The organism is Mesorhizobium sp. PL10, from assembly GCF_053714315.1.
In genome coordinates, this window is sequence record NZ_JBSKBR010000001.1 from 106236 (window position 1) to 128499 (window position 22264).

Annotated in this window: 21 protein-coding genes and 1 pseudogene; 16 read left to right on the forward strand and 6 right to left on the reverse strand. The window is 62.6% G+C overall.

Annotation, left to right across the window (positions count from 1 at the left end; translation table 11 throughout):
- Positions 1-244: 244 nt before the first annotated feature.
- Both ACWGTO_RS00505 and ACWGTO_RS00510 read left to right on the forward strand, forming a co-directional pair.
- A complete protein-coding gene (locus tag ACWGTO_RS00505) occupies positions 245-1741 on the forward strand; it encodes a CoA-acylating methylmalonate-semialdehyde dehydrogenase (protein WP_454572936.1) in 1497 nt (498 codons plus the stop codon).
- Between the two features lie 323 nt (positions 1742-2064).
- Positions 2065-2343 carry a hypothetical protein gene (locus tag ACWGTO_RS00510; RefSeq protein WP_454572937.1) on the forward strand — a complete coding sequence of 93 codons (279 nt, stop codon included), beginning with the start codon at positions 2065-2067 and terminating at the stop codon, positions 2341-2343.
- An 8-nt stretch (positions 2344-2351) separates the two neighbouring features.
- Here ACWGTO_RS00510 and ACWGTO_RS00515 read toward each other — a convergent pair whose 3' ends face one another.
- Positions 2352-3041: a GntR family transcriptional regulator gene (locus ACWGTO_RS00515; RefSeq protein WP_454572938.1), complete on the reverse strand. Its 690-nt coding sequence runs from the start codon at positions 3039-3041 to the stop codon at positions 2352-2354.
- 69 nt (positions 3042-3110) lie between these two features.
- Here ACWGTO_RS00515 and ACWGTO_RS00520 point away from each other — a divergent pair, with 69 nt between their 5' ends.
- The 3 genes from ACWGTO_RS00520 to ACWGTO_RS00530 are packed head-to-tail and all read left to right on the forward strand — an operon-like array spanning position 3111 to position 6476.
- Positions 3111-4004, forward strand: a complete 894-nt coding sequence (locus ACWGTO_RS00520; protein ID WP_454572939.1) for a dihydrodipicolinate synthase family protein — start codon at positions 3111-3113, stop codon at positions 4002-4004.
- A 41-nt stretch (positions 4005-4045) separates the two neighbouring features.
- Positions 4046-5461 (forward strand): FAD-dependent oxidoreductase, encoded by a 1416-nt coding sequence (locus tag ACWGTO_RS00525; RefSeq protein WP_454572940.1) that lies wholly within the window; start codon positions 4046-4048, stop codon positions 5459-5461.
- A gap of 13 nt (positions 5462-5474) precedes the next feature.
- Complete coding sequence (locus ACWGTO_RS00530; RefSeq protein WP_454572941.1) at positions 5475-6476, forward strand: 4-hydroxyproline epimerase; 1002 nt, start codon at positions 5475-5477, stop codon at positions 6474-6476.
- On the opposite strand, the gene ACWGTO_RS00535 is transcribed toward ACWGTO_RS00530, so the two are convergent.
- A complete protein-coding gene (locus tag ACWGTO_RS00535; protein WP_454572942.1) occupies positions 6469-7368 on the reverse strand; it encodes a LysR substrate-binding domain-containing protein in 900 nt (299 codons plus the stop codon). The genes ACWGTO_RS00530 and ACWGTO_RS00535 overlap by 8 nt on opposite strands.
- A 133-nt stretch (positions 7369-7501) precedes the next feature.
- Between ACWGTO_RS00535 and ACWGTO_RS00540 the strand changes: the two genes are divergently transcribed.
- The 10 genes and pseudogenes from ACWGTO_RS00540 to ACWGTO_RS00585 all read left to right on the forward strand — a co-directional run bounded on the left by ACWGTO_RS00540 (position 7502) and on the right by ACWGTO_RS00585 (position 18978).
- Positions 7502-7888, forward strand: a complete 387-nt coding sequence (locus ACWGTO_RS00540; RefSeq protein ID WP_454572943.1) for an ectoine synthase — start codon at positions 7502-7504, stop codon at positions 7886-7888.
- 448 nt (positions 7889-8336) lie between these two features.
- Positions 8337-9239: a branched-chain amino acid ABC transporter permease gene (locus ACWGTO_RS00545; protein WP_454572944.1), complete on the forward strand. Its 903-nt coding sequence runs from the start codon at positions 8337-8339 to the stop codon at positions 9237-9239.
- A gap of 4 nt (positions 9240-9243) precedes the next feature.
- Positions 9244-10839: a high-affinity branched-chain amino acid ABC transporter permease LivM gene (livM, locus tag ACWGTO_RS00550; RefSeq protein ID WP_454572945.1), complete on the forward strand. Its 1596-nt coding sequence runs from the start codon at positions 9244-9246 to the stop codon at positions 10837-10839.
- A pseudogene (locus ACWGTO_RS00555) lies at positions 10839-11942 on the forward strand (ABC transporter ATP-binding protein); the annotation flags it as partial. The gene livM and the pseudogene ACWGTO_RS00555, both read left to right, overlap by 1 nt.
- A gap of 14 nt (positions 11943-11956) precedes the next feature.
- Entirely contained in the window at positions 11957-12685 is a 729-nt protein-coding gene (locus ACWGTO_RS00560) for an ABC transporter ATP-binding protein (protein WP_454572946.1), read from the forward strand.
- Positions 12686-12702: 17 nt separating this feature from the next.
- A complete protein-coding gene (locus ACWGTO_RS00565) occupies positions 12703-13050 on the forward strand; it encodes a DUF6867 family protein (protein ID WP_181057727.1) in 348 nt (115 codons plus the stop codon).
- A gap of 137 nt (positions 13051-13187) precedes the next feature.
- The gene (locus ACWGTO_RS00570; RefSeq protein ID WP_454572947.1) at positions 13188-14309 is read left to right on the forward strand and encodes a branched-chain amino acid ABC transporter substrate-binding protein; all 1122 of its coding nucleotides are present in this window, start codon (positions 13188-13190) and stop codon (positions 14307-14309) included.
- A 290-nt stretch (positions 14310-14599) separates the two neighbouring features.
- Complete coding sequence (pyc, locus tag ACWGTO_RS00575) at positions 14600-18058, forward strand: pyruvate carboxylase (RefSeq protein ID WP_454572948.1); 3459 nt, start codon at positions 14600-14602, stop codon at positions 18056-18058.
- 148 nt (positions 18059-18206) lie between these two features.
- Positions 18207-18467 (forward strand): DUF2312 domain-containing protein, encoded by a 261-nt coding sequence (locus tag ACWGTO_RS00580; RefSeq protein WP_023800031.1) that lies wholly within the window; start codon positions 18207-18209, stop codon positions 18465-18467.
- Between the two features lie 46 nt (positions 18468-18513).
- On the forward strand, positions 18514-18978 hold the full coding sequence (locus tag ACWGTO_RS00585; protein WP_454572949.1) for a hypothetical protein: 465 nt from the start codon (positions 18514-18516) through the stop codon (positions 18976-18978).
- 26 nt (positions 18979-19004) lie between these two features.
- On the opposite strand, the gene ACWGTO_RS00590 is transcribed toward ACWGTO_RS00585, so the two are convergent.
- Complete coding sequence (locus ACWGTO_RS00590) at positions 19005-19508, reverse strand: arsenate reductase ArsC (protein WP_454572950.1); 504 nt, start codon at positions 19506-19508, stop codon at positions 19005-19007.
- A 203-nt stretch (positions 19509-19711) separates the two neighbouring features.
- Here ACWGTO_RS00590 and ACWGTO_RS00595 point away from each other — a divergent pair, with 203 nt between their 5' ends.
- The gene (locus ACWGTO_RS00595) at positions 19712-20059 is read left to right on the forward strand and encodes a hypothetical protein (protein WP_454572951.1); all 348 of its coding nucleotides are present in this window, start codon (positions 19712-19714) and stop codon (positions 20057-20059) included.
- 51 nt (positions 20060-20110) lie between these two features.
- Here ACWGTO_RS00595 and msrB read toward each other — a convergent pair whose 3' ends face one another.
- The 3 genes from msrB to ACWGTO_RS00610 all read right to left on the reverse strand — a co-directional run bounded on the left by msrB (position 20111) and on the right by ACWGTO_RS00610 (position 22264).
- Positions 20111-20515 carry a peptide-methionine (R)-S-oxide reductase MsrB gene (gene msrB, locus ACWGTO_RS00600; protein WP_454572952.1) on the reverse strand — a complete coding sequence of 135 codons (405 nt, stop codon included), beginning with the start codon at positions 20513-20515 and terminating at the stop codon, positions 20111-20113.
- 103 nt (positions 20516-20618) lie between these two features.
- Positions 20619-21809: a vWA domain-containing protein gene (locus tag ACWGTO_RS00605; RefSeq protein ID WP_454572953.1), complete on the reverse strand. Its 1191-nt coding sequence runs from the start codon at positions 21807-21809 to the stop codon at positions 20619-20621.
- An 8-nt stretch (positions 21810-21817) separates the two neighbouring features.
- A complete protein-coding gene (locus ACWGTO_RS00610) occupies positions 21818-22264 on the reverse strand; it encodes an N-acetyltransferase family protein (RefSeq protein ID WP_454572954.1) in 447 nt (148 codons plus the stop codon).

The following is a 22264-nucleotide window of genomic DNA, read 5'->3' on the forward strand; positions in this document are numbered from 1 at the left end:
TTGAGAATGGGCGTCATCGAGGGAACTGCTGATCTCCCCCCTTGCGGGGGAGATGGCCGGCAGGCCGGAGGAGGGTGTGAAGGAATGCAACCTTCGATCCTTTTAGAACCGCATCATTTGCGGCAATTAATGCACACCCGGCCGCCGTTGTCTATTTTCTGCACAACGGTTGCGTTCTTCCTCGCGTTGCCTTCGCGCCTGCAAAGGCGTTGAATGCATCATCACAAACTCAGGGAGAGAAACCATGATCGAATACGGTCATTTCATCGGCGGCAAGCATGTCGCCGGGACCAGCGGGCGCAAGCAGGACGTGATGCAGCCGATGGACGGCACGGTGCGCGGCACGGTGGCGCTGGCTTCGCCTGCGGAACTGCGCGCGGCTGTCGAGAACGCCAGGGAAGCGCAGCCGAAATGGGCCGCCACCAACCCGCAGCGCCGCGTGCGCGTCTTGATGAAATTCCTCGAACTGGTCGCCCGCGACTATGATGAACTGGCCGACATACTGGCGCGCGAGCATGGCAAGACCATCGCCGACGCCAAGGGCGACATCCAGCGCGGCCTCGAAGTGGTCGAGGTCTGCATCGGCGCGCCGCACATGATGAAGGGCGAATTCACCGACGGCGCCGGCCCCGGCATCGATGTCTATTCGATGCGCCAGCCGCTCGGCGTCGTTGCCGGTATCACCCCATTCAATTTCCCGGCGATGATTCCGCTGTGGAAGATCGCGCCGGCAATCGCTTGCGGCAACGCGTTCATCCTGAAGCCTTCCGAACGTGACCCGGGCGTGCCGATGCGCATCGCCGAACTGTTCATCGAAGCCGGCCTGCCGGCCGGTATCCTCAACGTTGTCAATGGCGACAAGGATGTCGTCGATGCCATCCTCGACGACCCGGACATCAAGGCCATCGGCTTCGTCGGCTCGACGCCGATCGCCCATTACATCTATTCGCGCGGCACGGCTGCGGGAAAACGCGTGCAATGCTTCGGCGGCGCCAAGAACCACATGATCATCATGCCCGACGCCGACATGGACCAGACGGTCGATGCGCTGATCGGCGCCGGCTACGGCTCGGCCGGCGAGCGCTGCATGGCGATCTCGGTGGCGGTTCCGGTCGGCAACGACACCGCCAACCGGCTGATGGAAAAGCTGGTGCCGCGTGTCGAAAGCCTCAAGGTTGGCCCATCGACCGATTCCTCCGCCGATTTCGGCCCGCTGGTGACCGCGCAGGCACTGGAGCGCGTTAAGGGCTATGTCGACACCGGCGTCAAGGAAGGCGCCAAGCTGGTCGTCGACGGCCGCGGCTTCTCCATGCAGGGCTATGAGGACGGCTACTATATGGGCGGCTGCCTGTTCGACAATGTCACTGCGGACATGCGCATCTACAAGGAAGAGATCTTCGGGCCGGTGCTGTCGGTGGTCCGCGCGCCGACCTATGAGAGCGCCATCAAGCTCGCCAATGACCATGAGATGGGCAACGGTGTCGCCATCTTCACCCGCGACGGCGACGCCGCGCGTGACTTCGCCAGCCGTGTCCAGGTCGGCATGGTCGGCGTCAACGTGCCGATCCCGGTTCCGATCGCCTACTACACGTTCGGCGGCTGGAAGGCGTCGTCCTTCGGCGACCTCAACCAGCACGGCCCGGACGCGTTCCGCTTCTACACCAAGACCAAGACGGTGACGTCGCGCTGGCCGTCCGGCATCAAGGACGGCGCGGAATTCGTTATTCCAACGATGAACTGAAATATCGCCCATGCTGGGTTTTCGCGGGCGCCTCGTCTTTGCGGGGCGCCCGTTTTGCGTCAGAGCCCGCCCGGTGATGCCACTCCTGGCGGCGCTTGAAACGACGCTTGTTTTCGAGAGGCAGGGCCACCATATCGAATCCAGGGAGCGTTATAGCTGCTCCGGATGACAGACCGGAAACCAGAAGGAGTGACGTGATGAAGACGTCGAATCCGGCCTGGAGCGCTTCGGTACATTGAGGCGGCCGATATGCCTCCCTTGCCGGAACGCGAAGGCAAAGGAGGTGCCCTATGGCACGCACATTCTTGTTTCGATGTATCAGGGTGGCCGCGATCGGCACTGCGCTGGCGCTGTCGACGCTATCGGCGCAGGCGCAATTTATCTGCGGTGGCCACAGCGACCTGGTCGCGGGGCTGGCGCAGGCCTTTCAACAAAAGCAGATCGGCTACGGTGTGGTCGGCGAGGCCGCCATTGTCGAGATCTATGTTTCAGCAAATGGGACCTGGTCGATGCTGGTGACCGACGTGCAGGGCCGAAGCTGCATCTTCGCGACCGGTGACGGATGGGAGAATACCGCCATCGCCACCGCGCAAGGGATCTGATCGCCCGTTCAGCGGGTCGCGGCGACTTCGGCATGGCCGCGCAGCAGGGCCATCAGGCGCTTGGCGTCCTTGGCTGCGGCTTCCTCGTCGCCGGACAGGATCGAGCGGATCAGGGCGACATGGTGCTCGGCGGATTCGGCGAGGCCGGTGTCGGCCTTGTAGCGGAACCAGAAGCGGCGGCTGTGGGTTTGCAAGGGCGCGGCCAGCCGCGCGGCGAACGGGTTGTCGGCGGCTAGCGCCAGCGCCTCGTCTAGCGCCTTGTCGGCCTGGATGAAGGCCAGCACATTGCCCGAGATGACTGCCTTCTGCATGGAGAGTGCCGCGTCGTGAAACAGGTCCGCGGCCTCGCGGGTGACGAAGCGGGCGGCCGAGCGGGCCAGCACCACCTCGACGCCGCGCCTGGCATCGAGCACCCGCAGCCAGTCGCCGGGATGCAGCGGGGCAATGGCAATGCCGGCACGTGGCCTGATGTCGAGCAGGCCTTCCCATGCCAGGCGCTGGATCGCCTCGCGCACCGGTGTGCGCCCTAGGCCCAGCTTTTCGATCAGGGTGCCTTCGGTGACGAAGCTCGCCGGTGCCAGTTCCAGCGTCACGATCATGTGCTCGAGCACGCGGTAGGCCCTGGCGGCGACCGGTTCAGCAGACTGGGTGTCGATGGATATCAAAGGCGCGCTCCTGATATATTTTAGATATATCATAGCGGAATCCGTATTGACAGCTGGTTTTCTTACAGATATACGACTGATATATCAGATGGAGAAACAACTATGTGGACCGGAGTTTTCCCCGCCGTCACGACCAAATTCACCGAAGACGACCGCCTCGACCATGCCGAGATGGAGCGCTGCTTTGCCTTGCAGATGGAGGCCGGCTGTGATGGCATCATCGTCTGCGGCTCGCTCGGCGAGGGTCCGATGCTGTCGCATGACGAAAAGATCGAGGTGCTGAAGTCCGCCCAGAAAGTCGCCGGCAAGAAGCCGGTGCTGCTGACCATCAACGAGGCCGGCACCCGCGAGGCGGCGAGCATCGCCAAGCGCGCCGCCAAGGAAGGTGCCAACGGGCTGATGGTGGTGCCGAGCCCGATCTACCACACCAATCCGGAAGAGACGGTCGCCGCCTTGCGCGCCGTCGCTCAGGCCGGCGACCTGCCGGTGATGATCTACTCCAACCGGCTCGCCTACCGCGTCGACGTCACAGTCGACCAGATGGAAGAACTGGCCGCGGACAAGCGCTTCGTCGCCATCAAGGAATCCTCCGACGACATCCGCCGCTCGACCGAGATCATCAACCGCTTCGGCGACCGCTATGACCTCTTCACCGGTGTCGACAATCTCGCCTTCGAGGCGCTGTCGGTCGGCGCCATCGGCTGGGTGGCAGGTCTGGTTGTCGCCTTCCCGCGCGAGACCGTCGCCATCTACCAGTTGATGAAGCAGGGCCGCCGCGAAGAAGCGCTTGCGATCTACCGCTGGTTCCGGCCGCTGCTCGATCTCGACGTATCGACCTATCTGGTGCAGAACATCAAGCTCGCCGAAGTGTTCGCCATCAACACCAACGACCGCGTGCGCATGCCGCGCCAGCCGTTAACGGGTGAGCGCCGCAAGGCAGTCGAGAAGATCGTCAAGGACGCACTGGCTGCGCGGCCGAAGCTGCCGACGGTCTGAGAGCTTTCTTCTCCCCACGGGGAGAAGATGGCGGCAGCCAGATGAGGGGCAGCGCCAGCGTGCAAGGTCATTCCAAGTCGACAGAAGAGGGGCGCCGCCCCTCATCCGCCCTTCGGGCACTGCGGCCCTTCGCTAGCGCTCCGGGCGTTCGTCGTTCGGAAAGCCAAGCTATTGGCTTTTCGTCCGCTCCGCGGACCACTCCTCACCCCCGTGAACGGGGAGAAGGTGAAGACGTCGCCATTGTCGGTGGCGGCATTGTCGGCATTTGCGCGGCAGCCATGCTGGCCGAGGCGGGGCGCAGCGTCACGATCTTCGACCGCACGGGCATTTGCGAGGAAACCAGCTCCGGCAATGCCGCCGCCTTTGCCTTCTCCGACGTGCTGCCGATGGCGCACAAGGGCATGATACGGCAATTGCCGAAATGGCTTGCCGACCCGCTCGGGCCGCTCAGCATTCCACCCGCTTATCTGCCCAAACTCCTGCCGTGGCTGATCCGCTTTTGGCGCGCGGGCGCGCCCAGGCACTATGAGGCTAGCCTTGCCGCCCAGGCCGGCATGATGAAGCTCGCCGAGGCCGAATGGATGGCGCTGCTCGACCGCTCCGGCACGCGGCCGATGCTGCGCGAGGACGGCTCGCTGGAGCTCTACGAAAACGAGGCCGAGTTTCAGGCAGGGCTGTCCGGCTGGGCGGCTCGCGAGCGCTTCGGCATCGGCTTTCACCATGTCGAAGGCGAGGAACTGGCGCGGCTGCAGCCGGGCCTGTCGCCGCGCTTCATCAAAGGCACGTTCGTACCGGGATGGAAGACAGTCGCCGACCCGAAGCTGCTTGGCAAGGCGGTGTGGGCCTATGCCGAACGGTTGGGCGCGCGTTTCGAGAAAGCACACGTCGAACGCATCGAGGCCGGACCCGAGGGCACGACAATCGTACTTTCGGACGGCACGGCATGGAAGGCGAGGCAAGCTGTCATTGCCGCCGGTGCATGGTCGCATCTGCTGGCGAAGGCGCTTGGCGATGCCATCCCGCTCGAGACCGAGCGCGGCTACAACACAACGCTGCCGGTCTCGGCCTTCGACCTGAAGCGTCAGTTGATCTTCTCCGGCCACGGCTTCGTTATCACGCCGCTGGAAACGGGGTTGCGCGTCGGTGGCGCCGTCGAGTTAGGCGGACTCGATCGGCCGCCGAATTTTGCGCGCTCGAAGGCAATGCTGGAAAAGGCCAAGCAATTCCTGCCAGGATTGGATTCTTCAGGCGGCCGCGAATGGATGGGTTTTCGCCCGTCGCTGCCGGATTCGCTGCCGGTGATCGGCCAGGCAAAGGCGCCGAACATCCTTTATGCCTTCGGCCATGGCCATCTCGGTCTGACACAGGCGGCGGCGACCGGCCGCTTGATCCGCGATCTCGTTCTCGGGCAGACTTCGCCGATCGATCTTGCTCCCTTCAGCCCGCAACGATTTTGAGTTCGAGGAAATCATGGCCAAAAAATCCTTCTTCTGCATCGACGGCCACACCTGCGGCAATCCGGTGCGGCTGGTCGCCGGCGGCGGTCCCTTGCTCGAGGGCTCGACGATGATGGAAAGGCGGGCGCATTTCCTGGCCGAGTATGACTGGATCCGCACCGGGTTGATGTTCGAGCCGCGCGGCCATGACGTGATGTCGGGCTCGATGCTTTATCCGCCGACACGCGAGGATTGCGACATCGCCATCCTGTTCATCGAGACGTCGGGCTGCCTGCCGATGTGCGGTCATGGCACGATCGGCACGGTGACCATGGCCATCGAACATGGGCTGATCAAGCCGAAGACCCCGGGTGTGCTCAGGCTCGACACGCCAGCCGGGCTGGTCATCGCCGAGTACAAACAGGTCGGCGACTATGTCGAAGAGGTGCGCATCACCAATGTGCCGTCCTTCCTCTATGCCGAAGGGCTGACAGTGGAGTGTCCGCAGCTTGGCGAAATCACTGTCGATGTCGCTTATGGCGGCAATTTCTACGCCATCGTCGAGCAACAGGCGAATTACCGTGACATGGCCGATTATTCCGCTGGCGACTTCATCGCCTGGAGCCCGGTGGTGCGGCAACGGCTCAACGAGAAGTATTCGTTCGTGCATCCGGAAAACCCAGGCATCAACCGGCTGTCGCACATGCTGTGGACGGGCAAGCCGACGGTCGAAGGGGCGGATGCGCGCAATGCCGTCTTCTATGGCGACAAGGCGATCGACCGCTCACCGTGCGGCACCGGAACCTCGGCGCGCATGGCGCAGCTTCATGCCAAGGGCAAGCTCAAGGCGGGCGACAGCTTCGTCCATGAATCGATCATCGGCTCGCTGTTCAAGGGCAAGGTCGAGAAGGACGTCACTGTCGCCGGCAAGCCGGCCATCGTTCCTTCGATCGGCGGCTGGGCGCGGATGACCGGCTTGAACACCATTTTCATCGACGACCGCGACCCGTTCGCGCATGGTTTTGTCGTCAAATGATGGCCTGGCTACCCTCGTCATCGACCGAGACTTCCCGACGGAACCAGTCGGCGAAGGTGAGTGCGGCAGGCGAGGCATCCGCCGCCATAGTCAGGAAGTAGGCCTTGTCGCGGTTGGTCGCGATGTCGGACAGGACCACCAGGTCGCCGCGCTTCAGTTCGTCGCGAAAAACATCGACCGGACAAAGCGCCACGCCGTGGCCGGCGATGACCGCTGTCGCCAGAATGTTGAAGTCGGCAAAGACCGGCCCGTTGCCGACATCGATCTCGGCCAGTCCGGCCTCGGCAAACCACTCGCTCCAGCCCCGACGGTTCTCGTCATGCAGCAGGTCGGCGCCAGCGATCCCGGCAGGCGTGCGCAGATGCTCCCTGCCGGCCAGGTAATAGGGGCTGCATACCGGCCGATTGAGGCGCGAAAACAGTTTCAGGCTGGCGACGCCAGGCGTCGGATCGGCGCCGAGTGTGATCAGCACGTCATTGTCGCCATCGCCAAGCCTGTCCTCGGCCTTGGCGTAGGCGACGCGCATTCCGATGTCGGGATGGCCGGCGGTGAAGGCAGGCAGGCGGGGCACCAGCCAGCGGCTGGCGATGGACGGGATGCAGCCGACGGAAATGGTCGCCATCGCGGCATTGCGCCGGATACGCCGGCAGGTGGCGCCAAGTTCGGCAAGGGCAGCACTCGCCGACGCCTGCAGGATCACGCCGGCATCGGTCAGCCTTACCTTGCGGGCATCGCGATGGAAGAGAGACACGCCCAGCCACTCCTCCAGGCGCCTGATCTGGTGGCTGATCGCGGGATGGGTGACATGCAGCTCCTCGGCGGCAGCGGAAAAGCTCAGGCGGCGCGAGGCAACCTCGAAGGCACGGATGGCATTTAGCGGGATATAATCCATCTGTAAGATTTACTAACATGATTGGTGAGAAGCAATCATTTGAAAGCTTGCCTGGCATGCGGCATCTCTGTCGTGGATCATCCATACATTGATAACTTTATGGCCCATGGCCGGTAGCCGCAGGGAAATCATCATGTTCACCAGACAATTGGCTGATGTAGAAAAATCTGACTTCTTCGTGAATTGGGGCAATGGCACCAGCCACCGGCTGCTGACCCAGCAGGACGGCATGGGATTCACCGTCTGCCACACCGTCGTGCGCGCAGGCAGCGAATCGCGCCTGCAGTATCGGCGGCATTTCGAGGCCTGCTATTGCATCGCCGGCGCCGGCGAGGTCGAGGACATGTCGGGTGCGGTGCACCGCATCGAACCGGGTACGATCTATGTGCTCGATGAGCATGACGAGCACTATCTGCGGGCCGACGCCGCGGGCGACATGATCCTGGTCAGCGTCTTCAATCCGCCCTTGAAGGGCACGGAGCGGCATGCGCTGTGCGATGACGGTGGATCCGCCTACTGATCAATGACAGGCGGCCGCCCCCTTGCCCGGCGGTCGAACCTGGACGCTCGGGTTCAACAAGGTCTTTTGTGGGCCATCGCAGCCCCACCCGATCAAAGCTTTGTGGCCAACCAGCAAAAATCCTGCCCCCAAGGAAAGGAATGTGGCTAAAAACGAAGCCTGTCGGCAACGCAAGGATTCGTCTCATCACCCAATTTTGACGGCGATTTCATCGAAATGGGGTGCATTGGCCGGCTGAATCGTCAAAGACATTGCGTTATGCCAATGATAGGGTCCGCGATAGTCCAGGGGTCGGGAGCAAAAAAACGGGCAATCGGAAGGCGTGCCGGCAAAACACGCACGACGTTTGAAAAATCACGTTGCAATCCGGGCTCGAAACTTTACGACTAGGGGAAATACGAAAAGGAATGCGTCTGCATGGGCGACATTCCAGGGGAGCCATGTACACATGCAATATTTTGTCCAGCAGCTTATCAATGGGCTGACGCTGGGATCGATCTATGGGCTGATCGCAATCGGCTACACGATGGTCTACGGCATCATCGGCATGATCAACTTCGCCCACGGCGACATTTTCATGGTCGGGGCCTTCGCCGCCCTCGTCGTCTTCCTCATCCTCGGCTCCTTGTTCTATTCGGTGCCGGTCGTCCTGGCGCTGCTGATCATGATGATCGTGGCGATGCTGCTTACCAGCCTGTACAACTGGACGATCGAGAAGGTGGCCTACCGGCCGCTGCGCGGTTCGTTCCGGCTGGCGCCGCTGATCACTGCCATCGGCATGTCGATCGCGCTGTCGAACTTCATCCAGGTGACGCAGGGTCCGCGCAACAAGCCGATCCCGCCGATGGTCAGCCAGGTCTACAACATCAACGGCATCAGCGTGTCGCTGAAGCAGATCATCATCGTCATCGTCACCGCGCTGCTGCTGGCGCTGTTCTGGTACCTGGTCAACAGGACCTCACTGGGCCGGGCGCAACGGGCATGCGAGCAGGACCGCAAGATGGCCGCACTGCTCGGCGTCGATGTCGACCGCACGATCTCGATCACCTTCATCATGGGCGCCGCGCTTGCGGCCGTCGCCGGCACGCTGTTCCTGATGTATTACGGCGTCATCGCCTTCTCCGACGGCTTCGTGCCGGGGGTTAAGGCCTTCACCGCGGCCGTTCTCGGCGGCATCGGGTCTCTGCCGGGCGCCGTGCTTGGCGGGCTTTTGATCGGTTTCATCGAGAGCATGTGGTCGGCGTATTTCTCGATCGACTACAAGGACGTTGCGGCGTTCTCCATCCTGGCGATCGTGCTGATCTTCCTGCCTTCCGGCATTTTGGGCCGGCCAGAAGTCGAAAAGGTCTGAGACAATGGCGGTTTCCGTATCCTCGGAGCGCGACACCGTCGCCTCCCCCGTGCAGCGTGCATTTCGTGAAGCGCTCTATGCCGGCGCCATCGCGCTGGGCCTGTTCATTCTCTTCATCGGCCTGAAGACCGACCAGAACATCAGCAACCAGCTGATCCTTGTGCAGCGCTGGGCGCTGCTCATAACCGTGGTCGTGCTAACCATGCTTGGCCGCTTCTTCTATATCGCCTATGGCCAGCCGTTCATGGCCAATCAGAAGATCGCCGATGTCGCCACCGGCCTGTTGCCGGCGAGCGTGGCCTCGCGCTTCTTCCTGCTTCCGGCCTTCATCGCCGCCATCGTGCTGGCGGCGGTCCTGTTTGTGCTCAGCGGCTCCCTGCCGGGACTGGTGGGCGATGCAGCGGCCGGCTCTCTGCAGTTCATCCGCGCACTGGCGATCATCTATGCGCTGGCCTGCGTGATCTTCTACTTCCGCGCGTTCATCCACGCGAATTTCACCAAGCTCGGGATCACCGCATTGGTGCTCTATCCGATCCTGGTCGTCGGCGTGCTGTCGCTGATGTCTTGGTCGTTCGTCGGCGGGCTGCAGGGCTCGCTGAAATGGATCGACAATTTCGGCATCCAGATCCTGATCTATGTGATGCTGGCCTGGGGGCTGAACATCGTCGTTGGCCTCGCAGGTCTGCTGGATCTCGGCTACGTCGCCTTCTACGCGGTCGGCGCCTATGCCTATGCGCTGCTCGGCTCGCATTTCGGCCTGTCCTTCTGGATCCTGCTGCCGGCTGCCGGCGCCATGGCCGCTTTCTGGGGCGTGATGCTCGGCTTTCCGGTGCTCAGGCTGCGCGGCGATTATCTGGCAATCGTCACACTGGCCTTTGGCGAGATCATCCGCCTGGTGCTGATCAACTGGCGTGAGGTCACCAACGGCTCGGCCGGCATCTCCGGCATCCCTAAGGTCACCTTCTTCGGCCTGATGACGTTCAATTCGACGGACCCGAACTATATCGGCAAGGTGCTGCACATCGCCCAGTCGAGCGCTTACTACAAGATCTTCCTCTACTATCTGATCCTGGCGCTGGCGCTGCTGACCGCCTTCGTCACGATACGGCTCAGGCGCATGCCTGTCGGCCGCGCCTGGGAGGCACTGCGCGAGGACGAGATCGCCTGCCGCTCGCTCGGCATCAACACCACCACCACCAAGCTCACCGCCTTTGCCACCGGCGCCATGTTCGGCGGTTTTGCCGGCGCCTTCTTCTCCGCACGGCAGGGCTTCGTCAGCCCTGAATCCTTCGTCTTCCTGGAATCGGCGATCATCCTGGCCATCGTCGTGCTCGGTGGCATGGGCTCGCTGGTCGGTATCGCGGTCGCCGCAATGGTGATGATCGGCGGCACCGAGGCATTGCGGGAGCTCGACTTTCTCAAGCAGGTCTTCGGCAAGGATTTCACGCCGGAGCTTTACCGCATGCTTCTGTTCGGCATGGCCATGGTCATCGTCATGCTGTGGAAGCCGCGCGGCTTCGTCGGTAGTCGTGAACCGACAGCCTTCCTCAAGGAGCGAAGAGCGGTCTCCAGTTCCTTCACCAAGGAAGGACACGGCTGATGAATGCGAGTTCGATTCAGAAGACCAATCCGGGCATGAAAGACGCCATTCTCCAGGTCGAGCATCTGTCGATGAAGTTCGGCGGCCTGGTCGCCATTGGCGACCTGTCGTTCCAGGCCAAGCGCGGCGAGATCACCGCGCTGATCGGGCCCAACGGCGCCGGCAAGACCACCGTCTTCAACTGCATCACCGGCTTCTACAAGCCGTCGGAAGGCATGATCACGCTCAACGGCGCCGACGGCTCGAGCTTCCTGCTCGAACGGCTGCCCAATCATGAGATCCCGGCGCGCGCCAAGGTGGCGCGCACCTTCCAGAACATCCGGCTGTTCTCGGGCATGACGCTGCTGGAGAACCTCCTGGTTGCCCAGCACAACAAGCTGATGAAGGCATCGGGCTATACGATCCTGGGCCTGTTCGGGATCGGCGGCTACCGCCGGGCCTCGGCCGAATCGGTGGAGCTCGCCAAGCACTGGCTGGAGAAGGCGGATCTTGTCGATCGCGCCGACGATCCGGCCGGCGACCTGCCCTATGGCGCACAGCGGCGCCTCGAGATCGCGCGCGCCATGTGCACGGGGCCCGAGCTTCTGTGCCTCGACGAGCCGGCAGCCGGTCTCAATCCGAAGGAATCGGCCGCGCTCAATACCCTGCTGATGGACATCAAGACCAGCACATCGATCCTGCTGATCGAGCATGACATGTCGGTGGTCATGCAGATTTCCGACCATGTCGTGGTGCTCGAATATGGCCGCAAGATCTCCGACGGCAGCCCGCAATCGGTGCGCACCGACCCGCGCGTCATCGCCGCCTATCTCGGCGTCGACGACGAGGAGGTCGAGACTGTGCTGACCGAGGTTGGCGATGAAGACGTCATCGAGCAGTTGGACATAGGGCCTGATACGGCACACGGACCAGGCACGTCGTCGTCTTATCTCGCCGGCCCGGTGAGCGACACGATCGGCCACAGCGAGGGTGAGCGGGTCACCGTGTCGAAGGGCGCCTCGAAGGCAGCGCAATTCGATGCAAAGGCCCACGTCGCGCCGAGAAAACCGACCGAGCGGGCCACGGCCAAGCCCGCCGGGAAATCCCCGACATCCAAGCCGCGCGGAGGGCGTAAGTGATGGCCGAGACAACGCTGCTCGACATCAAGGGCGTCGAGACCTACTACGGCAACATCAAGGCACTGAACGGCGTCGATGTGCACGTCAACCAGGGCGAGATCGTCGCGCTGATCGGCGCCAACGGCGCCGGCAAGTCGACGCTGATGATGACCATCTTCGGTGCCCCGCGGGCGCGTGCCGGCACCATCACTTTCGCCGGCACCGACATCACCCAGATGCCGACGCACGAGATCGCGCGCATGCGCATCGCGCAGTCGCCCGAAGGCAGACGCATTTTCCCGCGCATGACGGTGATGGAAAACTTGCAGATGGGCGCCGGTCTAGACAACCTCAAGCACTATGACGAGGATGCCGAGAAGGTGTTCACGCTGTTCCCGCGCCTCAAGGAGCGCATCGCCCAGCGCGGGGGCACGCTGTCGGGCGGCGAGCAACAGATGCTGTCGATCGGACGCGCGCTGATGGCGCGGCCGAAGCTGCTTCTGCTCGACGAGCCGTCGCTGGGCCTGGCACCGCTGATCGTCAAGCAGATCTTCGACGCCATCCGCGAGCTGAACCGCACGCAAGGACTGACCGTGTTCCTGGTCGAGCAGAACGCCTTCGGCGCGCTCAAGCTCGCCACGCGCGGCTATGTCATGGTCAACGGCAACGTGACCATGAGCGGCACCGGCAAGGAATTGCTCGCCAATCCGGAAGTGCGCGCGGCCTATCTCGAAGGCGGCCATCACTGAGTTCAGGAGTCTTCATCATGCAAGGCATTCTCTACGAAGAACCTTCCATCTGGCAGTTCTTCTTCGTCACCTGTCTGCTCGGGGGTTGGGCGGCATGGATGACCGGCAAGGCCAGCGCCCAGACATGGCGCAGCCTGCCGGCGCTGTTCGCTTACTTGCTGGGGCTAGGCATCGGCATCAGGTTCATCCATCATGCCCTGTTCGGCGGTACGATGTTTTCCCTGCAATACTATGTCGTGGACACAATCGTGCTCATGATATTGGGGTTCGTCGGCTATCAATACACGCGCACCAACCAGATGGTGACGCAGTATAATTGGCTTTACGAACGGGCTTCGATCTTAAGCTGGAAACCGAAAGGCTGACGTTCACCATTAACGCCGTTTCGGGGATGAATCGGCGTGACAAGGGCCTGAAAATCGGCAAAGTACACTTTCTGCGATAAGGGTGGGCATCGCATGAAAGTATCATCCACGCCCACCTCGTAAATGGGAGCGTTTAAATGAAAAAATCACTTTTGTCCGCCGTTGCCCTGACCGCGCTTGTCGCGTTCGGCGGTAACGCATGGGCTGATGTCCTCGTCGGCGTCGCCGGTCCGATCACCGGCCCGAATGCGGCTTTCGGTGCGCAGCTGCAGAAGGGTGCGGAAGCGGCTGTCGCCGACATCAACGCAGCAGGCGGCATGAATGGCGAGCAGATCAAGCTTGAAGTCGGCGACGACGTCTCCGATCCGAAGCAGGGCATCTCGGTCGGCAACAAGTTCGTTGGCGACGGCGTCAAGTTCGTGGTCGGCCACTTCAACTCGGGCGTCTCGATCCCGGTGTCGCAGGAAGTCTATGTCGACAACAACATTGTCGAGATCACCCCGGCGGCGACCAACCCGAAATTCACCGAGCGCGGCCTGTGGAACGTGTTCCGCACCTGCGGACGCGATGACCAGCAGGGCGGCATTGCGGGCGCCTACATCGCGGCCAACTTCAAGGACGCCAAGGTTGCCGTCATCCACGACAAGACCCCCTACGGTCAGGGCCTTGCCGACGAAACCAAGAAGGCGATGAACGCGGCCGGCCTGACGGAAGTCATGTACGAAGGCGTCAATGTCGGCGACAAGGACTTCTCGGCGCTGATCGCCAAGATGAAGGACGCCGGCGTCACCCTGATCTATTGGGGCGGCCTGCACACGGAAGCCGGCTTGATCATCCGCCAGTCGGCTGACCAGGGCCTCAAGGCTACCCTGATGTCGGGCGACGGCATCGTCACCGACGAGCTGGCTGCGATCGCCGGCGATGCGGTTATCGGTACGCTCAACACGTTCGGTCCGGATCCGCGCCTGATCCCCGAGAACAAGGCACTGGTCGAGAAGTTCCGCGCGCAGGGCTTTGAACCGGAAGCCTACACGCTCTACGCCTACGCCGCCATGCAGGTGATCGCGGAGGCCGCTGCCGTGGCCAAGTCGAACGACCCGGTGGAAGTGGCCAAGGCTATGCATGAGAAGGGTCCGTTCAAGACCGTTCTGGGCGACCTCGCCTATGACGAAAAGGGCGATCCGAAGCTCCCGGGCTACATCATGTACGAATGGAAGAAGGGTCCGGACGGCAAGGTCACCTGGCTCCCGAAGTCCTGATCGGATAACTCAATGCTTACGAAATGCCCGGCGCTTGCGCCGGGCATTTTTCTTTTGACCGGAGCAGGGCGCGATTGCGTTGGCTAAAAAACAACCGTTAGCCGGAAGCGGATTGTGCGCAGGATGGCAATTAGCGTCACTTCGCGACGCCATTCGCACGCAGTCTTTCGCTTCGCGGTGCTATAATCCATTTAAATCGGTTTAATCGCCTCCCGATTTTGGTTGCACTGCAGCATTTTCGCGTTAATCATTTGCTGAGCCCGTCCCTCCCTGTCCCGGAGCCTTCTTCCTTGGCCATCACGAAGATCCTCGTCGCCAACCGGTCCGAAATTGCCATCCGCGTCTTTCGCGCGGCCAACGAGCTCGGCCTCAAAACCGTGGCGATCTGGGCCGAGGAGGACAAATATTCGCTGCATCGGTTCAAGGCCGATGAAAGCTATCAGGTCGGGCGCGGGCCGCATCTGGCCAAGGACATGGGGCCGATCGAAAGCTATCTGTCGATCGAGGAAGTGATCCGCGTCGCCAGGCTGTCCGGCGCCGACGCCATCCACCCGGGCTATGGCCTTTTGTCGGAAAGCCCTGAATTCGCAGATGCCTGCGCCGGGGCCGGCATCACCTTTATCGGCCCGAAGCCGGACACGATGCGCCGGCTCGGCAACAAGGTCGCCGCACGCAATCTCGCCATTGAGGTCGGCGTGCCTGTGATCCCCGCCACCGATCCGCTGCCCGACGATATGGACGTGGTCAAGAAGTTGGCCAAGGAAATCGGCTATCCGGTGATGCTCAAGGCATCGTGGGGCGGTGGTGGGCGCGGCATGCGCGCCATCCGCGCCGAGGCCGATCTGGTCCGCGAAGTCACCGAAGGCAAGCGCGAGGCCAAGGCCGCCTTCGGCAAGGACGAGGTCTATCTCGAAAAGCTGATCGAGCGCGCCCGCCATGTCGAGGTCCAGGTTCTTGGAGACACGCATGGCAATGCCGTGCATCTGTTCGAACGCGACTGTTCGATCCAGCGCCGCAACCAGAAGGTCGTCGAGCGGGCGCCGGCGCCGTATCTCGAAATGTCGCAGCGCGAGGAGCTTTGCGGGTTTGCGCTCAAGATCGCGCGCGAGACCAGCTATATCGGCGCCGGTACGGTGGAGTTCCTGCAGGACGCAGACACCGGAAAATTCTACTTCATCGAGGTCAATCCGCGCATCCAGGTCGAGCATACCGTCACCGAGCAGGTGACCGGCATCGACATCGTCAAGGCGCAGATACACATACTGGACGGCTTTGCCATCGGCACCAAAGAGTCGGGCGTGCCGGCGCAGGCCGAAATCAGGCTGAACGGCCACGCGCTGCAGTGCCGCATCACCACCGAGGATCCGGAGCATAGTTTCATTCCGGATTACGGCCGCATCACCGCATATCGCGAAGCCGCCGGTTTCGGCATTCGCCTCGACGGCGGCACCGCCTATTCCGGCGCGGTCATCACCCGCTTCTACGATCCGCTGCTGGAGAAGGTGACGGCCTGGGCGCCGACACCGGCCGAGGCGATCGCCCGCATGAACCGGGCCTTGCGCGAGTTCCGCATCCGCGGCGTGGCGACCAACCTCACCTTCCTCGAGGCGATCATCAACCACCCGCGTTTCGCCGACAATTCCTACACGACCAGGTTCATCGACACGACGCCGGAACTGTTCGCGCAGGTGAAGCGGCAGGACCGCGCCACCAAGCTGCTCAACTATCTGGCCGACGTCAGCGTCAACGGCCATCCCGAAACCCGCGGCCGTCCGATGCCGAAGGCCGATGCGGCAGCGCCGGTCGTGCCCTATCTCAACGGCAATGTGCCGGGTGGCAGCAAGCAGAAACTGGACGCGCTGGGGCCGGAGAAATTCGCCGCCTGGATGCGTGAGCAAAAAGAGGTGCTGGTTACCGACACGACGATGCGCGACGGCCACCAGTCGCTGCTCGCCACCCGTATGCGCACGCATGACATTGCCGGCATTGCCGGCACCTATGCGCGGGCACTGCCGCGGCTGCTGTCGCTGGAATGCTGGGGCGGCGCAACTTTCGACGTTGCCATGCGCTTTCTCACCGAGGACCCGTGGGAGCGGCTGAGCAAAGTGCGCGAGGCGGCCCCCAACCTTTTGCTGCAGATGCTTCTGCGCGGCGCCAACGGCGTCGGCTACACCAACTATCCCGACAATGTCGTGCAGCATTTCGTCAGGCAGGCGGCAAGCGGTGGCGTCGACCTGTTCCGTGTCTTCGACTGCCTGAACTGGGTCGAGAACATGCGCGTCGCCATGGACGCCGTCGGCGCCGAGGGCAAGCTGGTCGAAGCGGCGATCTGCTACACCGGCGATATCCTCGATCCGGCGCGCGCCAAATACGACCTCAAATACTATGTCGGGCTTGCGAAGGAATTGCAGGCCGCGGGCGCCCACATCATCGCCGTCAAGGACATGGCGGGGCTGCTGAAGCCGGCGGCTGCCCGCGTGCTGTTCAAGGCGCTGCGCGAGGCGACCGATTTGCCGATCCACTTCCACACCCACGACACGTCGGGACTGTCGGCGGCGACGGTGCTGGCGGCGGTGGAAACCGGCGTCGACGCCATCGACGCGGCAATGGATTCCTTCTCCGGCAACACCTCGCAGCCTTGTCTCGGCTCGATCATCGAGGCGCTGAAGGGAACCGAGCGCGACCCCGGCCTCGATCCGCAGTGGATCCGCAACATCTCCTTCTACTGGGAAGCGGTGCGCAACCAGTACGCCGCCTTCGAAAGCGACCTCAAGGGGCCGGCCTCGGAAGTCTACCTGCACGAAATGCCGGGCGGCCAGTTCACCAACCTCAAGGAACAGGCGCGTTCGCTCGGGCTGGAAACGCGCTGGCACGAGGTGGCCCAAGCCTATCACGACGTCAACCTGATGTTCGGCGACATCGTCAAGGTGACGCCGTCATCCAAGGTGGTCGGCGACATGGCGCTGATGATGGTGAGCCAGGACCTGACCGTGGCCGACGTCGAAAACCCGGCCAAGGACATTGCCTTTCCGGACTCGGTCGTCTCGATGCTGCGCGGCGATCTCGGCCAGTCGCCAGGCGGCTGGCCTGCGAAGCTGCAGAAGAAAGCACTGAAGGAAAGCAAACCGATCACCGTGCGGCCAGGCTCGCTGCTCAAGCCGGCCGACCTCAAGGCCAGCCGCAAGGAGATCGAGGAGAAGCTGGAACGCAAGCTCTCGGAGTACGAATTCGCGTCCTGGCTGATGTATCCGAAAGTGTTCACCGACTTCGCCGCCGCGCAGGAGACTTACGGGCCGGTCAGCGTGTTGCCGACGCCGACCTATTTCTACGGCATGAAGTCCGAAGACGAGATCTTCCTGGACATCGAGAAAGGCAAGACGCTTGTGGTGCGCTGTCTCGCCATCGGCGATGTCGATGAGAAGGGCATGGTCACCGTGTTCTTCGAGCTCAACGGCCAGCCGCGCCGCGTCCGGGTGCCGGACAGAGCGCACGGCGCCTCGGCGGCTAAGGCACGGCGCAAGGCGGAGCCTGGCAACGAGGCGCATGTCGGCGCGCCGATGCCGGGCGTGGTCTCGGCGCTCAGTGTGGCCGCCGGCCAGGCGGTCAAGGCTGGCGACGTGCTGTTGTCGATCGAAGCCATGAAGATGGAGACGGCGCTGCATGCCGAGCGCGACGGCACGATCGCCGAAGTGCTGGTCAAGGCCGGCGACCAGATCGATGCGAAGGATCTGCTGATCGCGTTCAACTGACGCGCTGATCGATCACACTGGGGACGGCTGGCAGCAGCCGTCCGAGAAGCATCGATAATGGCTTGACCCGCCGCGCCCGCTCGGGCATCGAACCCGCTCCAATTTCGCCGCGCCAGAATCGCGGCGCTTAAAAAGAAGCGGAGAAAACATGGCCGACGACATCACCGAGACCAGCCAGACTGTTGCCGCCGGCCAGTTGCGCGCCTTCATCGAACGCATCGAGCGGCTCGAGGAGGAAAAGAAGACCATCGCCGACGACATCAAGGAAGTGTTCGCCGAGGCCAAGGGCACCGGCTTCGACACCAAGGCGATGCGGTCGATCATCCGGCTGCGCAAGAAGGACCAGGCCGAGCGGCAGGAAGAGGAAACGATCCTCGACCTGTACAAGGCCGCGCTCGGCATGGTGTAAGGCTGGCCTCCGGCGCCGGTAGCGGCGCCCTTCGACGGGTCGAACCATGAGCGAATTCGACTTCGGCGCCCGCCGCGCCTCTGAATTCCGCCAACGCAACTTCTGGGCGCTGTTTGCCGAACGGCATCCGGAGGAACGCGCATCAATGGCGCGGCGCGGACCCTGGTTCTGGCAGCGCGGGCTGCCAGACTTCGCCCTGGTCCTGTCCATGTATGTCGCGCCGGCGCAGAGCCAGGTCGGCGTCTTCTTCGGCCGCAACGAGAAGTTCGGCGCCACTGAAGCATGGTCGCGGCTGAAGCCGTTCCAGCCGGCGATCGAAGACAGGCTGAAGCTAAGGCCGGAACAGAGTTGCGAGGGCCTGGGCATCAATTCTATGTGGCAGGTGAACTGCTATGCCGAAGACAACTGGCCGGCCATGGCCGATTGGCTGGTGACGGAATGCTCACGCTTCGAGCGCGCCGTCACCGAGGTTCTGGGCGGGGCGAAGCCGGACCGTGAATTCGCGGGCTGACGGTTGCCGTGTTCGGCCACGCCGCTTCAGTTTGGCGCTTCGCGGCCGATCTCGTCGAGATGTTGCTGCAGCGCCAGATGGTCGAGCGACTCCATCGGCAGGTTGGTGAACACCGCAATGCGGTTGTTGAGCATGCGGTAGGCTTCGGCGAAAGCAAGGTGCTGCTCAGCCTCCGTGCCCTCGGCCCTGGCAGGGTCCGGCACCGCCCACAACGCGGTCATCGGATGGCCGGGCCAGATCGGACAGCTTTCATTGGCGGTGTTGTCGCAGACCGTGAAGACAAAGTTCATCTCCGGCGCGCCGGGTTGGGAAAACTCGCTCCAGCTCTTCGACCTGGCGAAGGATGTGTCGTATTTCAAGCTTTCCAGCAACTGCAACGCGGAGGGATTGACGGTACCCTTTGGCTGCGAGCCGGCAGAATAGGCCTTGAAGCGGCCGGCGCCGATGCGGTTGAGAATGGCTTCGCCCATGATCGAGCGGGCCGAGTTGGCGTTGCAGAGAAAGAGAACATTGTAGACGTGATCGCTCATTTCGAACTCCCTCCAGGTTTCGAATTCCCTCCAGGCAGGCGCTCCAGAGAGAGAATGGCAATCCAGATGATAAGTTCCGGTGCCATCGTAGCGAAAACGTTGATGACAGATTTCTGTGTCATGCATGTGTCACATTTCATGCGGGCCTTGCCTTGCGGGCAAAGTTCGGCACTTTCGGCGCTGCGGAAGCGAGGCTCAATCCGATGAGCGATTCAGACCCGACCGAGAGGATGGCCAGGGAAGCAGGCCACCCGGCTGCCGCCTTCTTCCGCTCGCGCTGGCAAGGCGAGGTGCCGCTCGACCGCCTGTTCTGGCGCGATCTGGTCGTTGTCGGTACGGCCATCAACCTCGCATCGTCGGCGCTGGCGCTCATTCTGCTCGGGTTGAAGCTGCCGCTTGGGCTGGTTCTGGCCGTGCATTTCGCGCCGGTGCCCTACAATCTCTTCCTGACCTTTGCCGTCTGGCGAACCACCGAAAAATTGACGGGCACCAAGGCGTGGATGATGACGCTCGGTGCCACGCTGTGGCTGGTTTTGGTGGTCGTAGCCTGACAGGCACAAAAAAGGCGGCCAAAGCCGCCTTTTCCATGCCCGGACAGCTGACTACACCGCCGACTCGAATTTCAGCGCCACACCATTGATGCAATAGCGCAGGCCGGTCGGCGGCGGGCCGTCCTCGAAGACATGGCCGAGGTGGCTGCCGCAGCGCGCGCAATGGCATTCGGTGCGGACCATGCCGTAGCTGCGGTCGACGGTGTTTTCGACCGAACCCGGCACCGGGTCGTTAAAGCTCGGCCAGCCGGTGCCGCTCTCGAACTTCAGCTTGGATTCGAACAGCGGCTGGTCGCAGCCGACGCAGGAAAACGTGCCGGCGCGCTTTTCATAGAGCAGCGCGCAGCTTCCGGGGCGCTCGGTGCCGTGGCCGCGCATGACCGCATATTGCTCCGGCGTCAGCCGGGCACGCCATTCGGCGTCGGTGCGGGTAACAGGGTAAGCGTGGGTGTCCATTTGATCTCCTCAGCCTTGGCGGCTTGTTGTTGGTTGCAAGCTGTGTTCGCACGAAGATAGGGGTTTGTTACAGGTTCGACCAGCACTGCGATGTCCCTGATCCTCAATGCTTGCGTGAAAGCTGCTTCGTCGCACCTTCCAGCCCGGCCAATGTCAGCGGGAACATGCGGCCGCCGAAGAGGTCGCGGATCATCGCGATCGAATGGGTAAAGCCCCAGTTTTTCTGGTTTTCCGGGTTCAGCCAGACCGCATTCGGCCATTGCTGCAGCAGGCGGCCGAGCCAGACGGCGCCGGCTTCCGGGTTCCAGTGTTCGACCGAACCGCCGGGATGCGCAATCTCGTAGGGGCTCATCGAGGCGTCGCCGACGACGATCACCTTGTAGTCGGGGCCGTATTTGTGGAGCAGGTCGAAGGTCGGGATCGTCTCGGCATGCCGGCGGCGATTGTCCTTCCACACGCCTTCATAGAGGCAGTTGTGGAAGTAGAAATATTCGAGCTGGCGGAACTCGGCGCGGGCGGCCGAAAACAACTCCTCGACGCTTTTGATGTGGTCGTCCATCGAGCCGCCGACATCGAAGAACATCAAGAGCTTCACGGCGTTGCGCCGTTCGGGGCGCGTCTGCACATCGAGATAGCCGTGTTCGGCGGTGGCATGGATGGTGCCGGGTAGGTCGAACTCTTCCTCCGCGCCCTCGCGCACCCAGCGGCGCAGGCGCTTCAGCGCCACCTTGATGTTGCGGGTGCCGAGCTCGACCGCGTCGTCGAAATTCCTGAATTCGCGCTTGTCCCAGACTTTTACGGCGCGGCGGTTGCGGCTTTCATGCTGGCCGATGCGCACGCCTTCGGGGTTATAGCCACAGGCGCCGAAAGGCGAGGTGCCACCAGTGCCGATCCACTTCGAGCCGCCTTGGTGCCTGCCCTTCTGCTCCTCCAGCCGCTGCTTCAGCGTCTCCATCAGCTTGTCGAAGCCGCCGAGCGCCTCGACCAGTTTCTTCTCTTCCTCGGTCAGGTGTTTTTCGGCGAGCCGGCGCAGCCACTCCTCGGGGATGTTGGCGACATCGACGGCATCCGGTCCGGCCAGCGCTTCAATGCCCTTGAAGACATGCGCAAACACCTGGTCGAAGCGGTCGATATGGCGCTCGTCCTTCACCAAGGCGGCACGGGCGAGATAGTAAAAACCCTCGACATCATAGTCGACCAATCCTGCCTCCAACCCTTCCAGCAGCGACAGATATTCCCTGAGCGAAACAGGTACCCGCGCGGCTTTCAGTTCGAGGAAGAAGGGGAGGAACATGGTTTAGTCTATAGCAGATCGTACTCGATGAAGCCCGTGCGCCGCGCGACATGGTCGTAGAGCTTGCGCGCGGTGGCGTTGGTCTCGTGGGTCATCCAGTAGACGTTCTTGACGCCGATCTTGCCGGCCTCCTGCTTGACCGCTTCGATGAGGGCTGCACCGATGCCCTTGCCGCGCACGTCCGGGTCGGCGAACAGGTCCTGCAGGTAACAGTTGTTTTTCTCGGACCAACCGGAGCGGTGATAGAGATAATGCGTCAAGCCGACCGCCTTGCCGCCGAGGGTGGCGATAAATCCCTTCGGCTCGAATTCGCCTTCCGTGAACAGTCGCTTCCAGGTGATGTCGTAGACCTCACCCGGCAGCTTTGTTTCGTAGAAGGTGAGATAGGCCGTCCACAGCCGGCGCCATTCGGCGTGATCGGACTGTGCCAAGGGACGAACGCTGATCTCGGACAT

What these genes read in the sequence shown, in the direction of transcription:
- ACWGTO_RS00545 (WP_454572944.1), top strand. Translation starts at nt 8,337, where the DNA reads ATGCAATATTTTGTCCAGCAGCTTATCAATGGGCTGACGCTGGGATCG.
- ACWGTO_RS00515 (WP_454572938.1), bottom strand. Translation starts at nt 3,041, where the DNA reads ATGATATATCTAAAATATATCAGGAGCGCGCCTTTGATATCCATCGAC.
- ACWGTO_RS00590 (WP_454572950.1), bottom strand. Translation starts at nt 19,508, where the DNA reads ATGAGCGATCACGTCTACAATGTTCTCTTTCTCTGCAACGCCAACTCG.
- ACWGTO_RS00535 (WP_454572942.1), bottom strand. Translation starts at nt 7,368, where the DNA reads ATGGATTATATCCCGCTAAATGCCATCCGTGCCTTCGAGGTTGCCTCG.
- ACWGTO_RS00610 (WP_454572954.1), bottom strand. Translation starts at nt 22,264, where the DNA reads ATGTCCGAGATCAGCGTTCGTCCCTTGGCACAGTCCGATCACGCCGAA.
- msrB (WP_454572952.1), bottom strand. Translation starts at nt 20,515, where the DNA reads ATGGACACCCACGCTTACCCTGTTACCCGCACCGACGCCGAATGGCGT.
- ACWGTO_RS00525 (WP_454572940.1), top strand. Translation starts at nt 4,046, where the DNA reads ATGAGGGGCAGCGCCAGCGTGCAAGGTCATTCCAAGTCGACAGAAGAG.
- ACWGTO_RS00520 (WP_454572939.1), top strand. Translation starts at nt 3,111, where the DNA reads ATGTGGACCGGAGTTTTCCCCGCCGTCACGACCAAATTCACCGAAGAC.
- ACWGTO_RS00595 (WP_454572951.1), top strand. Translation starts at nt 19,712, where the DNA reads ATGAGCGATTCAGACCCGACCGAGAGGATGGCCAGGGAAGCAGGCCAC.
- ACWGTO_RS00580 (WP_023800031.1), top strand. Translation starts at nt 18,207, where the DNA reads ATGGCCGACGACATCACCGAGACCAGCCAGACTGTTGCCGCCGGCCAG.
- ACWGTO_RS00530 (WP_454572941.1), top strand. Translation starts at nt 5,475, where the DNA reads ATGGCCAAAAAATCCTTCTTCTGCATCGACGGCCACACCTGCGGCAAT.
- ACWGTO_RS00540 (WP_454572943.1), top strand. Translation starts at nt 7,502, where the DNA reads ATGTTCACCAGACAATTGGCTGATGTAGAAAAATCTGACTTCTTCGTG.
- ACWGTO_RS00560 (WP_454572946.1), top strand. Translation starts at nt 11,957, where the DNA reads ATGGCCGAGACAACGCTGCTCGACATCAAGGGCGTCGAGACCTACTAC.
- ACWGTO_RS00570 (WP_454572947.1), top strand. Translation starts at nt 13,188, where the DNA reads ATGAAAAAATCACTTTTGTCCGCCGTTGCCCTGACCGCGCTTGTCGCG.
- livM (WP_454572945.1), top strand. Translation starts at nt 9,244, where the DNA reads ATGGCGGTTTCCGTATCCTCGGAGCGCGACACCGTCGCCTCCCCCGTG.
- ACWGTO_RS00585 (WP_454572949.1), top strand. Translation starts at nt 18,514, where the DNA reads ATGAGCGAATTCGACTTCGGCGCCCGCCGCGCCTCTGAATTCCGCCAA.
- ACWGTO_RS00565 (WP_181057727.1), top strand. Translation starts at nt 12,703, where the DNA reads ATGCAAGGCATTCTCTACGAAGAACCTTCCATCTGGCAGTTCTTCTTC.
- ACWGTO_RS00505 (WP_454572936.1), top strand. Translation starts at nt 245, where the DNA reads ATGATCGAATACGGTCATTTCATCGGCGGCAAGCATGTCGCCGGGACC.
- ACWGTO_RS00605 (WP_454572953.1), bottom strand. Translation starts at nt 21,809, where the DNA reads ATGTTCCTCCCCTTCTTCCTCGAACTGAAAGCCGCGCGGGTACCTGTT.